Source organism: [Acidovorax] ebreus TPSY, from assembly GCF_000022305.1.
Classification (GTDB): Bacteria; Pseudomonadota; Gammaproteobacteria; order Burkholderiales; family Burkholderiaceae_C; genus Diaphorobacter; species Diaphorobacter nitroreducens.
In genome coordinates, this window is record NC_011992.1 from 969728 (window position 1) to 981813 (window position 12086).

The 12086-nt window shown below is 71.2% G+C and carries 9 protein-coding genes; 2 read left to right on the forward strand and 7 right to left on the reverse strand.

Annotated elements, in window-relative coordinates; all coding sequences use genetic code 11:
* Both DTPSY_RS04685 and DTPSY_RS04690 read left to right on the forward strand, forming a co-directional pair.
* A complete protein-coding gene (locus DTPSY_RS04685; protein WP_041838799.1) occupies window positions 1-1437 on the forward strand; it encodes an efflux transporter outer membrane subunit in 1437 nt (478 codons plus the stop codon).
* 134 nt (window positions 1438-1571) lie between these two features.
* Entirely contained in the window at window positions 1572-3008 is a 1437-nt protein-coding gene (locus DTPSY_RS04690; RefSeq protein ID WP_015912673.1) for an NAD-dependent succinate-semialdehyde dehydrogenase, read from the forward strand.
* Between the two features lie 55 nt (window positions 3009-3063).
* Here DTPSY_RS04690 and DTPSY_RS04695 read toward each other — a convergent pair whose 3' ends face one another.
* The 7 genes from DTPSY_RS04695 to DTPSY_RS04725 form a co-directional block, all read right to left on the reverse strand.
* A complete protein-coding gene (locus DTPSY_RS04695; protein ID WP_015912674.1) occupies window positions 3064-5217 on the reverse strand; it encodes a TonB-dependent siderophore receptor in 2154 nt (717 codons plus the stop codon).
* Between the two features lie 74 nt (window positions 5218-5291).
* Window positions 5292-7439: a TonB-dependent siderophore receptor gene (locus tag DTPSY_RS04700; protein ID WP_015912675.1), complete on the reverse strand. Its 2148-nt coding sequence runs from the start codon at window positions 7437-7439 to the stop codon at window positions 5292-5294.
* Window positions 7440-7471: 32 nt separating this feature from the next.
* A complete protein-coding gene (locus DTPSY_RS04705) occupies window positions 7472-8197 on the reverse strand; it encodes a DUF4198 domain-containing protein (RefSeq protein WP_015912676.1) in 726 nt (241 codons plus the stop codon).
* A 265-nt stretch (window positions 8198-8462) separates the two neighbouring features.
* A complete protein-coding gene (locus DTPSY_RS04710; protein ID WP_015912677.1) occupies window positions 8463-8816 on the reverse strand; it encodes a DUF3325 domain-containing protein in 354 nt (117 codons plus the stop codon).
* 1 nt (window position 8817) lies between these two features.
* Window positions 8818-10500, reverse strand: a complete 1683-nt coding sequence (locus DTPSY_RS04715) for a PepSY-associated TM helix domain-containing protein (protein WP_015912678.1) — start codon at window positions 10498-10500, stop codon at window positions 8818-8820.
* The gene (locus DTPSY_RS04720) at window positions 10497-10805 is read right to left on the reverse strand and encodes a DUF3649 domain-containing protein (RefSeq protein WP_015912679.1); all 309 of its coding nucleotides are present in this window, start codon (window positions 10803-10805) and stop codon (window positions 10497-10499) included. The genes DTPSY_RS04715 and DTPSY_RS04720 overlap by 4 nt, the downstream gene beginning before the upstream one ends.
* A 323-nt stretch (window positions 10806-11128) precedes the next feature.
* The gene (locus DTPSY_RS04725) at window positions 11129-12028 is read right to left on the reverse strand and encodes a sulfurtransferase (protein WP_015912680.1); all 900 of its coding nucleotides are present in this window, start codon (window positions 12026-12028) and stop codon (window positions 11129-11131) included.
* Window positions 12029-12086 lie beyond the last annotated feature (58 nt).

Consider the following 12086-nt stretch of genomic DNA (forward strand, 5'->3'; position numbering starts at 1 on the left):
ATGACGATGCTTTCCCTTGCTTTCCCCGCGCGACTGGCGCCGCTGGCCGCGGCCCTGGTGCTGGCAGGCTGCATGGGCGCGCCGCTGGCGCCGCAGCCGGAACACGCGGGCGTTGCCGTGCCCGCCGCCTTCAGCGCAGCGGCGACGGAGGGTGCACCGGCCTGGACGACCGCGCCGCCGGCGGAGGCACAGCCCCGCGGCGCCTGGTGGCTGGGTTTTCAGGATCCGGTGCTGAGCGATCTGGTCGAACGCGCTGGTCAGGCCAATACCAGCGTGCAGGAGGCTGCGGCCCGCCTGGCCGAGGCGCGCGCGCTGCTGCGCTCGGCAGATGCAGAGCGCGCACCCCAGGTGCGCGCCAACGCTGGCGTCTCACGCCAGGCCGGTGTGACCACCACCAATGGCACGCAGCCTGCCACGCTCGCAACGGCGGGGCTGGGCGTGTCCTACGAGCTGGATCTGTTCGGCCGGCTGGCGCGCGCCAGCGATGCGGCGCGGCTGGACGCCCAGGCCCGCGCCGCGCTGCTGCAGAGCACGCGGCTGATGGTGCAGGCCGACGTAGCGCAGACCTATTTGCAATTGCGTGCGCTGCAGGCGGAGCGCGCGCTGGTGGATGAGAGTCTGGAAGCCTACCGCGGCACTCTGTACCTCACGCAGCGCCGCTACCAGGCGGGCGACGTGGCGGAGCTGGACGTGGCGCGCGTGCAGACGGAGGTGGCGGCCACCGAATCCGAGGCACTGGCGCTGGAGCGCCAGCAGGCGCAGCTGCGGCATGCATTGGCCGTGCTGGTGGGCGACGTGGCCACGGGCTTCTCGCTGCCACCGGCGGCGGTCGAGGCCGCGCTGCCGGTGATTCCGCCCGGCGTGCCCAGCACGGTCCTGGCGCGCAGGCCCGACGTGTCTGCGGCCCAGGCCGCGGTGCTGGCGGCGCAGGCACGCGTGGGCGTGGCGCAGGCGGCGTGGTTTCCCGCGCTGGCACTCACGGGCAGTGCGGGCTTTGCATCGCCCGAGCTGGGCGATCTGTTCAAGTGGTCGGCGCGTTCCTGGGGCATTGGCATGCTGCTGTCGCTGCCGCTCTTCGATGGCGGCCAGCGCGCCGCCCAGGAGGAGGGTGCGCGCGCCCGGCTGGAAGGGGCGCTCGCCGCCCACCGCGGCCAGGTGCTCACGGCCTTTCGCGAGGTGGAAGACCAGCTCAGCGCGCTGCGCCTGCTGGCCGACCAGGCGCAGGCACAGGACCGCGCCGTGCAGTCCGCCGCGCGCGCTACGCAGCTGTCCGATTCGCGCTACCGCAACGGTCTGGTGAGCCAATTGGAGTTGCTGGATGCGCGCCGCAGCGAGCTGCGCAACCGCCGGCAGGCGCTGCAGGTGCGCACAGCGCAGTACGTGGCCACGGTGGGCTTGGTACGCGCGCTGGGCGGGGGTTGGGATACCACCAGCTGAGCGCGTAGGGATTCGCGCCCACGCGACTGCGCCGCGGGGCGTTGCACTCTATAGTGACCGGTTGCGGCCGGCGCGGGTCTTGCCCCTGCGCCTGGCGCCCGTTTTTTCTTGACATGACACCAGGAGCCCACTGCATGACCTATCCCGACACGCGCCTTTTCATCGCCGGCCAATGGCAGGACGCCGAGAGCGGCAAGACCATCGCCGTGCACAACCCGGCCACGGGCCAGGAAATCGGGCGGGTGGCGCATGCGGGCATTGCCGACCTGGACCGCGCGCTGGCGGCTGCGCAAAAAGGCTTCGAGGCGTGGCGCGACACGCCCGCCATCGAGCGCGCCAAGACCATGCGCCGGGCGGCGGCGCTGATGCGCGAGCGCGCCGACGCCATTGCCGCCATCCTCACGCAGGAGCAGGGCAAGCCGCGGGCCGAGGCGCGTGTCGAGGCCATGGCCGCTGCCGACATCATCGAGTGGTTTGCCGATGAGGGCATGCGCGTGTACGGCCGCATCGTGCCGTCGCGCAACCTGGCCGTGCGCCAGATGGTGGTGAAGGACCCGGTGGGGGTGGTGGCCGCGTTCACGCCCTGGAACTTCCCCATCAACCAGGTGGTGCGCAAACTGGGCGCGGCGCTGGCCGCGGGCTGCGCGGTGCTGGTCAAGGCGCCCGAGGAGACGCCCGCCAGCCCGGCCGAGTTGATTCGTGCGTTTGCCGATGCCGGCGTGCCTGCCGGTGCGGTGGGCCTGGTGTACGGCAACCCGGCCGAGATCTCCAACTACCTGATCCCGCACCCCATCGTGCGCAAAGTCACGTTCACCGGCTCCACCCCCGTGGGCAAGCAACTGGCGGGGCTGGCGGGACAGCACATGAAGCGTGTGACCATGGAGTTGGGCGGCCACGCCCCTGTGATCGTCTGCGAGGACGCGGACATCGAACTGGCGGTCAAGGCCTCGGGCGGCGCCAAGTTCCGCAACGCGGGGCAGGTCTGCATCTCGCCCACGCGCTTTTTGGTGCACGAGAGCGTGCGCGCCGACTTCGTGGCCGCGCTCACGCGCCATGCCCAAGGCCTGAAGGTGGGTGACGGCCTGGCCGAGGGCACGCAGATGGGCCCGCTGGCCAACCCGCGCCGCGTGGCGGCCATGGCCGACCTGCTGGGCGATGCCGTGCAGCAGGGCGCCACGGTGCGCACGGGTGGCGAGCGGCTGGGCGAGGTGGGCAACTTCTTTGCGCCCACGGTGCTCGACAACGTACCCACCCATGCACGCATCTTCAACGAGGAACCCTTCGGACCCGTCGCGGCCGTGCAGGGTTTCACGCAGCTCGAAGCGGCCATCGCCGAGGCCAACCGCCTCGCCTACGGCCTGGCGGGCTACGCGTTCACGCGCTCGCTCAAGAATGCCCACCTGCTGAGCCAGCGCGTCGAGGTGGGCATGCTGTGGATCAACCAGCCCGCGACGCCCTCGGCCGAGCTGCCGTTTGGCGGCATCAAGGATTCGGGCTACGGTTCCGAGGGCGGCCCTGAGGCGCTGGAGGCCTGCCTGAACACGCGCGCGATCTCCATCACCCACGTCTGACGCCGCCCTTCAGCACCACCAGCCCCGGCCTGCCGGGGCTTTTTTTACACCGCGCTCAGAAGCGGTAGGTGCCCGTCAGCAGCACGTTGCGGCGCTCGCCGTAGAAGCAGTCGCCGCGCGCCAGGCACTGGGTGATGTTGACCTTGTCCGTCAGGTTGTTGATGTTCAGCGCCAGGCGCCAATCGCCCGCGTCGTAGGCCACCATGGCATCGGCCAGCAGCACCGACGGGGTGTCGATGGCCGGGGTGCCGGTCCACTGCGATCCGGTGTAGCGCACGCCGGCGCCCACCGTCCAGCCGCCGCGGCCCTGGGCCGCGAAGCGGTGCATGAGCCAGCTGGACGCCGTATGCCGCGGCACGCCCGCCACGCGCTGGCCCTGGTCGCCCGCGTTGCTGCGGCTGATGGTGGCGTCGGCATAGGCATAGCCCAGCGTCCAGTCCCAATGGCGCGCCAGGCTGGCGGTCATCTCGGCTTCGAGACCCTTGATGGTGACCTCGCCGATCTGCAGGCTGTTGAGCGGGTTGCTCGGATCGGTGGTCTTGCGGTTCTTCTCGCGCAGGTGGTAGAGCGCCGCAAAGGCCGAGATGCCGCGCCCTTCGGGCATCCACTTCACGCCGGCTTCCCACTGCTGGCCGCGCTGGGGTTTGTAGGGCGTGCCGTACACGTTGACGCCTCCCAGCGGTTGGAACGACTCTGAATAGCCCACATACGGTGCCCAGCCCCCGCCTGCCTGGTAGGTCAGGCCCAGGCGCTTGGTCCAGGCCTTGTCGTCCACCGCCGCGGCGGGGCGGCCTTCGGTGTCGGTCTTGGCGCGGTCATGGCGCAGGCCCAGCGTGGCGGTCCACGCACCCCAGCGCATCTGGTCCTGCAGGTACAGGCCCAGCTGGCGCTGCGTCACGTCGGGCAGGGCCGTCAGGGCGGCGCTGCTGGGCGGGGTGAAGTTGCCGTACACCGGTGCATATACGTCGATGGCGGGCGCCACGGCGCGCCAACTGGACTGGCTGGTGTGGTTGCGCTGACCGTCCACGCCGACCAGCAGCGTGTGCTCTACCGCGCCCGCGCGCAGGTGGCCTTCCAGCTGCGTGTCGATGAGCAGCAGGCGGCTGGCGTTGCGTTGCCAGGCGGCGTCGCGCAGCACGGTGCGACCATTGGCGTCGAACACCGGACGCGCGGGTCGGCCGCTGGCGGCATTGGCGGCGAAGCTGGTGTAGAGCGTGCGGTAGTCCACGTCGCTCACGGTGCGGCGCAGGTTCTGGCGCAGCGTCCAGTCGCCGTTCAGGCGGTGGCTGAAGAGGTAGCCCCAGGAGGCGTTCTCGGTGTCGTAGGCGTCCCAGCCCGGTTCGCTGATGAAGGTGTTGGTGGGAATACGCCCGTAGGCACTCGGCAGCCGCGTGCCCTGCCAGGGGAAGAAGCCGATCAGCGAGCCGCTTTGGTCCTTCTGGTAGTGCGCCTGCAGCGTGAGCGAGGTGTCCGCGCTCGGCCGCCAGGTGAGCGATGGCGCGAACACCACGCGGTCATCGTCCACGTGGTCCACCTGCGTGCCGCTGTCGCGGCCCACGGCCACCAGGCGATAGAGCCACCGGCCCTCGGCATCCAGCGGGCCGGTCAGGTCGGCGGCGATCTGCTTGCGCGCATGGCTGCCTACCTGCACCTGCACCTCGCGCTGGCGCTCGGCCAGCGGACGCTTGGACGTGAGGTTGAGTACGCCGCCCACGCTGCCCTGGCCGTAGAGCACCGAAGAGGGGCCGCGCAGGAATTCCACGCGCTCCAGCGTGTAGGGCTCTGCCTTGACATTGTTGTACGTGCCATAGGTGCGCAGCAGGCCGTCCAGGTACTGCGTCACATCGCCGCCGCGCGCCTTGAAACTGTCCACGCGGCTGTCGAAGTAGCTCGATACGATGCCCGCGCTGTAGCGCGTGGTCTCGCGCAGCGTCTGTACCCCCTGGGCTTCCATTTGGTCGCGCGTGACCACGCTGATGGCCTGGGGTGTCTCGATGAGCGGAGTGTCGGTCTTGGTGGCCGACAGCGCGCGGCGGGCCACGAAGCCCCGTACCGGTTCGGTGGCGCTTTGCTGCGCCGGGTCGGCGCTGATGGTGACCGCGGGCAGGGCGGCTTCGGTGGTCTGGGCATGCGCGGCGGCGCCGCACAGCAGCGCCACGGCGGCCTGTGCGGCGGCAGTGCGCGTGGCGGGGGAAGTGCGAAAGATCATGGTGCTATGAATAGTGAAGCTGGTTGCGCAGGATGGACGGACGCTGCAGCGTGTTTTGATAGAAATTGAGGGGTTCAGAACGTGTAGTCCAGCGTGACGTAGAGCGAGCGCGGCTCGCCCGGTGTGACGGCCGCAAAGCCCGCGGCCGTGGTGGATGCGTCCACGTAGTAGCGCCGGTTGGCGGCGTTCTTCAGGTTGGCTTGCAGTCGCACGCCGCCGCCGAACTGGTAGCCCAGCGCGAGGTCCACCACGGTGTAGCCGGGCAGGCGCCACCGGTTGTCGTTGGCGGTGAACTTGTCGCCCTGGTGGACCAGCCCGCCGCCGACCCACAGGCCGGGCACCCGGGGCAGGCGGTACTGGGTCCACAGCGAGGCGGTGCGCCGCGGGGCGAGGGCGACGCGGTGGCCCACGTTGGCGCCGGGCACGGTGTCGGCCAGCACCTTGGGGTCGAGGAAGGTGGCCTGCGCGGTGACGCTCCAGCCCGGGGTGATGCGGCCTTGGGCCTCCACTTCCAGCCCCTTGATGCGCTGGCGGCCTGTCAGCACCGAGTAGCCGGGGTGCTCGGGGTCGTTGGCCGGTGCGTTGGTCAGTTCCAGCGCGAAGGCCGACACGGTGGTGAGCAGGCGCTGGCCCAGCCATTCCTGCTTCCAGCCCACCTCCAACTGCTTGCCCTCGGAAGGCGGTGCCGCGCGGTCGCCCCACAGCAGCGTGCCCGAGTTCGCCTGGAACGAGCGCGCATGGCTCACATAGAACATGCTGGCGGGCAGGGGCTGCCAGCTCAGCGCGGCGCTGGGCTGGGTCTTGCTCAGATCCGTGGCGGGCTTGGTGTAAGCGTCCTTGAGCCGGTCGTGGCGCAGGCCCAGCAGCAGGCTGAAGTCGCCCAGGGCGAGCCGGTCCTGCACGAACAGGCCCGTGTTGCGCGTGTCCGAGGCCACGGCGGCGCTGCCGCCGGAAGCCGCGGGCGGCACCAGGCCCGTCACGGGCTGGTACAGGTCCACTGCACCCAGGTTGCCCGTGCCACGCGCACCGTACACGCCCTCGATGGCACGCCAATCCAGCCCGGCGAGCAGCGTGTGGCGCACGGGACCCGTCCGCACTTGTGCGCGCAGTTCGGCCAGCGCGGTGTCCGACGTGTAGTTCTGCCCCGGTGCCAGCCAGTAGCTGCGCGCCACCTGGCCGCCCGTCACCGGGCCGATGGGGTAGACCATGTTCACGTTGCGAAAGGTCTCGTTGCGCGACAGGTGCACCCGCCCTTCAAGGCTGTCGGTGAAGCGGTGCTGCAGCTCCGTGGAATAAAAGCGCAGGTGCCCGTCGGTGCGCAGCCAGGGCTCGCCATAGAAGGTGCCCACCGGGAGCACGTCCGCGCTGCGCGGGTTCTGCGGGTCGGGCACCGCCAGCCCCACGGTGGATACGCCTTCCAGGCTTTGGTACTCGGCCTGTGCGCGCCAGCGCGTGTCCGGCGTGAGCTGCCATTCCAGGCTGCCGGCCAGACCCTGCTTGCGCGGTGTGTTGCCGTCCACGAAGCTGCCGCCGCGGCTCGCGCTGCCGTCCAGCCGGTAGCGCAGCGTGCCGTCGGCATTCAGGGGGCCGGTGAGGTCGAATTCGGCATTGCGCCAGCCGTGGCTGCCTGCGCCGATCTTCACGCTGCGCAGCGGATCGGCCTGGGGCCGCTTGCTCACGTAGTTGACGAGGCCGCCCGGCGCCACCTGGCCGAACTCCAGCGCGGCCGGGCCCTTGATGACCTCGACGCGTTCGATGTTGAACAGCGGTGGGTCGAGCAGGTGCACGAACTTGGCACCGTCGCGCAGGTAGTTGTAGGTGTTGTTGGCCCACAACCCGCGGATCGCGAACTGCGAGTACGAGCCTGCGTACTCGCTGCGCGAGGACACGCCGGCCGCGTTGCGCAGCACGTCGCGCTCCGTGGTGGCCAACTGCTGCTCCAGCAGCGCGCTGTCGATCACGCTCACGGCGCGCGGCGTCTCCAGCACTGGCAGGCCCAGGCGCGAGCTGCTTTGCGCGCGGCGCGCGGGCGTGGCGGCGGCGCCCGCCGTGGAGTCGACCACGTCTACCTGGCGCAGGGTGGGGGTGGCGGTTGCCGCCGGCGCGCCCGGCGGGGCCTCGGCGGTCTGCGCGATCGCGCTGCCGCACAGCAGCCACAGCGCGGCCTGCGCGGCCAGGGCCACGGCCGTGCGCCGCGGGCGGGGAACAAGGGGAGGTTTCATGGCGGTAGGGGATGCAAGGGGCGGGACACCGCTCAGCGCGCCTTGGCGGTCGGTGCGGGCAGGGCGGGCAGGGCGGGCGATATGGCGCCGTGCGTCTGCACGAAGCTCAGCGTGGTCACGTAGCTCGCTTCGCCATAGGGCTGGCCCAGGTGCTCGCCGGGGGTCTTGTCGGTGTGCTGGACCTCGGCCACGTACTGGCCCTGCCATGGCAGGGCAAAGCGCACCGTGCCGTCTTCGCCGGTGGTGGCCTCGCGCGACCAGCCGGAGGGCGCCACCAGCGTCACCTTGGCCTTGGGCAGCGGGGCGCCCTGGAACACCACGCGCAGCGTGCCGTCCTGCCCCGTGGGCACGAGGTCCAGGGGCGCGGCGGCGTCCACCGGCTGCGCCAGGCTGGACACCCAGCGCGCCGCGGGGCGCCACAGCAGCGGCGGACGCTGCGTCTTGCTGCGGTCGATGAGCGGGTACGGGGCTTCCGCCCAGAGCGTGTCCGCAGCGCTTTGCGGCGCATAGACGAAGGCCGTGGGCGTGCGGCGGCCTTCGGTCGACCGCGCTCCGGCCTGGCGTAGCACAGGCACTGCGGTGAATTTATCCAACAGGCCCGGCGAGGTCTCGCGCAGGTTATCGGCGTATTCACCGAAGTGCAGGCGCGTCTCGTTCGGTGCCTGCTCCAGCCAGACCTGGTGGGCCTGCGCAGCGCCGCCGGCCAGCAGCAGCGCACCGGCCAGCCGCGCGAGGGGGTGTCGAGGGATGAGGGACATGGGCGTGTTCTCCTGTGAATGGATGGATGTATGCGCGGAATGGCGTTTGCTATTGAATGAATAGCTGCCAGCGCTTTACGGGTAAGCGCTGTGGCAGGTTTTTATGTGAAATACAGGCGGGCGCATGAAGGCTCTCGCAAGTGCGCCCCGGGGCGCCTTGTGGATAACGCTGGCTGCCTGCGCCAGCCGGGGCGGCTGGCGTGGGTGGCTCTGAAAGAAGTGCGTGTGCGTCGGCACACCGGCCCGCGATGCGGGCCATGCGGGCTCAGCCCGGCCCGGCGCCGGCGCAGCCCGTGGCCGCGGCCCCTACGAACAGCGCGGCCAGCAAGGCCGCCACGCCGGCGGTGGGCAGCCAGCGTGGCCGCCAGGTGGCCAGCGCCGTGGCGGCCAGCGCTGCCAGCGAGAGGGCTACGCTCCACCACACCAGGCCCATGGGCACGGTCGGGGCCGGCCGTCCCACGGCATGGGCCAGGGCCGCTGCCAGCAGTACCCAGCCCGCGCCGCGCAGGCGCTGCAGCGTGGGCGCGGTGGCGGATCGGCGCAGCGCGTCCTCGTGGTGCCGATCCATGCCCAGGGCCATGGCGCACCAGCCGGCCAGGCACAACAACAGTTCCGTCATCTCAGGCTCCCACGCGGTGGCCGCGCGCGGCCGTTAGGTGTGCCGGCACGGCCGCTGGGGGCCTTGCGCTGGCGGGCGCTCGCAGCGGCCGCAGCCGGTAGGCCAGCGCCAGCAGCAACGCGCCGGTGGCGAGGAATGCCAGGTCCATGCCTGCCAAAACCCAGTCGCGGGCTGGCAGGCTGACGCCCAGGTGCGCGTGCGTGGTGGCTGCGTTCAACAGCGGCAGCAGCACCCAGAGCGACCCGGCCAGTGCCAGCAGGGCGCACCAGCCGCGCCGGCCCGGCGAGACGGCCGCGAGCAGCAGCGCTAGCGCCCATGCGCTGAAGAAACAGGCCAGCTCCGCATCGGCCCGCGCCGCCCAGTGCAGGGGCAGCAGCCGGTTGGCAGCGAGGTAGACCGCCAAAGCCAGCGGCAGGCCGGCCAGCGCCGCCAGGTTGAGGGTGGACACCAGCCGCTCGCCGAAGGGCAGGCGCTGGGGCTGCCCGGCATGGGGACGCCGTGCCTGCGCTTGGCGTTTGACAGTCCACAGCACCAGGCCGGTGGCGATCATCAGGCTGCCCAGCACGCCGAAGCCGAACAGGGCCCAGCGCAGGCCGGGACCTGCGAACCGTGCAAGGTGCAGGCCGTAGAGCACGCCATAGGTCTGCCGTGCCGCGCCGGCGGGGGCGGCTTCGTGCAGCAACTGGCCACTGGCGCCATCGAACCACAGGCGTTCGGGACCGTACTGCAGGCGGTCGCCGTCATGGCGCGTGACCTCCAGGCGCACATCGCCGCCGGGGTCGCGCTGCGCGCGCAGGCGCTGCACGCGCCCTCCCTGCCAGTGGGTCTGGGCCTGCTGCATGGCAGCGGCCACGGCCAGCGGTGGCAGGGGCGCGGGCGGACCTGCCTGGGCGGTGCCCGCGCTGCGCGGGGCGTCCCCCTGCAGTTCTGCGAAGTAGCTGGCCGTGTCGGTGCCGCGTGCGCCGGGATACACGGCGGCAATGCCCGCCGGCAGGTACAGCGAGTGAAAGATCATGAGTCCGCTGAAGGTGATCACCAGGTAGAACGGCAGCGCCAGCACGCCGCTGACGTTGTGCGCATCCAGCCATGCACGCTGGCCGCCCTTGGCGGGGCGAAAGGTGAAGAAGTCCTTGAAGATGCGCCGGTGCGTGACCACGCCGGTGAGCAGCGCCACGAACATCAGCAGCGTGGCCACGCCCACGATCCAGCGCCCTTGCTGCACCCATCGGCCCTGGTGCGCAGTGCGCAACTCGAAATGGAAGCGGTAGAAGAAGTCTCCCCCCGCCGTGGCCCGTGGCGTGAGGATGTCGCCGGTGGCGGGGTGCACCAGCAGGGTCTGGAAGCGCTCGCGCGGCCACGCGTGCCACAGCAGCGACACCTCGGGCTGGCGCTCGTCGGGCAGGCGCATGATCCACTGGGTGGCCTGCGGTGCGTGCTGCCGCAGGGCGGCCAGGGCGCGCTCGGCGACGGCTGCCGCGTCATCTGCCCTGGCGGGCGGCAAGGCCTGGAGTTCGGGGCGCATCCAGTGGTTGAACTCGGGCTTGAAATACGACAGCGTGCCCGTCACGAAGATGGCAAACAGCAGCCAGCCCAGCAGCAGCCCCGCCCAGGTGTGCAGCCAGGCCATGGCCTGGCGAAAGCCCTCGCGTGCGGGGGCGCGGGATGCATCGGCGGGCGGGCTCATGCGGCACCCGCCAGCCATTGCGGCACCTGGGCGGCCAGCCCCAGCAGCATCGCAGGGCCCAGCACGCCGCCCCAGGCCTGCCAGGCCGTGCGCGCAAAGAAAACCCAGGCGATGGCCAACGCATAGACCAGCCACGCCAGCAAGGTGGCGGCCAGCACGGCGTCCACGCGGGTGCTGCGTTGTGCCAGGGCCAGCGCGGCCGCAGCCGTGAAGGCCGCCGTGAGCGCGTAGCCTCCCGCCACCGCGGCCAGTGTGCGCGAGGCCACGGCGAGCCGGTAGCGCCACAACGGTTGCGTGGGCCTCATCGGACTCCCTCCTGTGCCGCGAGGGAGCGGGACGGCCGCACGGCGGCCGAGGCCTCGCCGTTGAACAGGGGCGGGGCGGCGTCGAGGCGCAACGTCAAGGCGGAGCAGGTGCGGATCACGGGTTACTTAAGATATGTCATGAGAACGATTCGCATTTAAGTATAGGTGAGAAATGCCTGCGCACGTGAAGGCCGTCCGCCGTTGCGATGCGTGCGCGCGACAGGTGCCGCTGCGCGGGCACCACAGGCAGGCCCATGCACGGCGCCGGCTTGGCCGTGCACCGCAAAACGGGCTGTAACGTTGCGGAAGCGTCCGCGTGAGCGTCAGCCGCGCTCAACCGGCCGGCCGGGGTCGCTGCACCACTCGCTCCAGCTGCCGGCAAACAGGGCCGTGGGACCCAGGCCCGCGATTTCCATGGCCAGCAGGTTGGGCAGGGCACTCACGCCGCTGCCGCATTGATGGACGACGGTGGCGGGGTCGCGGCCATCCAGCAGGTTGGTGAACTCGGCACGCAGCTGCTCCGGGCTCTTGAAGTGGCCGTCCGTTCCCAGGTTCAGGCCGAAGGGGCGGTTGAGTGCGCCGGGGATGTGGCCCGCCACGGGATCCAGCGGCTCCACCTCGCCCCGGTAGCGCGGTGTGGCGCGCGCGTCGACCACCGTCTGGCCGGGCTGACCCAGTTGCGCCAGCACCTCCTGCGCGCTCACCAGCCGGCGCAGCGGCGCCTGCAGCCGAAAGTGCGACTGGAAACGCGCCGGCTCGTCGCCGCTGGCCACCGCGCCGCCGGCGGCCTGCCAGGCCTGCAGCCCGCCGTCGAGCACGGCCACGGCATCATGCCCCGCCCACTTGAGCATCCACCACAGGCGGCCGCAGTAGTTGGCGCCGTTGCGGTCGTACACCACGGCCTGCATGTCATTGGCAAAGCCGATGTCCGAGAGCCAGGTCGCAAATCGCTCGCGGTTGGGCAGCGGGTGGCGCCCGCCCGATGCGGGCTCGTCCGCCGCCGAGGCCACGACCGTGCCGCCCGCGCCGGGGGCACCATGGCGGGCGCTCAGGTGCTTGTCCAGGTCGGCGTGGAAGGCGCCGGGGATGTGCGCCTCGCGGTATTGGCTGGCGCCCAGGGTGGGTTGGGTGAGGTCGAAGCTGCAGTCGAACACCATCAGCGGCTGGCCGCTGTGCAGGAGGGACTGCAGTTCAGGAACGGAGATCAGCGTGGTGTAGTGCATGGTCGGGCTCTGTGCGTATCGATCAGGCCCCATTGTCGTGGCGTTGGGCGCGCCAGCG

Coding starts and splice junctions, on each gene's coding strand:
- DTPSY_RS04685 (WP_041838799.1), top strand. CDS start 1: ATGACGATGCTTTCCCTTGCTTTCCCCGCGCGACTGGCGCCGCTGGCC.
- DTPSY_RS04690 (WP_015912673.1), top strand. CDS start 1,572: ATGACCTATCCCGACACGCGCCTTTTCATCGCCGGCCAATGGCAGGAC.
- DTPSY_RS04695 (WP_015912674.1), bottom strand. CDS start 5,217: ATGATCTTTCGCACTTCCCCCGCCACGCGCACTGCCGCCGCACAGGCC.
- DTPSY_RS04700 (WP_015912675.1), bottom strand. CDS start 7,439: ATGAAACCTCCCCTTGTTCCCCGCCCGCGGCGCACGGCCGTGGCCCTG.
- DTPSY_RS04705 (WP_015912676.1), bottom strand. CDS start 8,197: ATGTCCCTCATCCCTCGACACCCCCTCGCGCGGCTGGCCGGTGCGCTG.
- DTPSY_RS04710 (WP_015912677.1), bottom strand. CDS start 8,816: ATGACGGAACTGTTGTTGTGCCTGGCCGGCTGGTGCGCCATGGCCCTG.
- DTPSY_RS04715 (WP_015912678.1), bottom strand. CDS start 10,500: ATGAGCCCGCCCGCCGATGCATCCCGCGCCCCCGCACGCGAGGGCTTT.
- DTPSY_RS04720 (WP_015912679.1), bottom strand. CDS start 10,805: ATGAGGCCCACGCAACCGTTGTGGCGCTACCGGCTCGCCGTGGCCTCG.
- DTPSY_RS04725 (WP_015912680.1), bottom strand. CDS start 12,028: ATGCACTACACCACGCTGATCTCCGTTCCTGAACTGCAGTCCCTCCTG.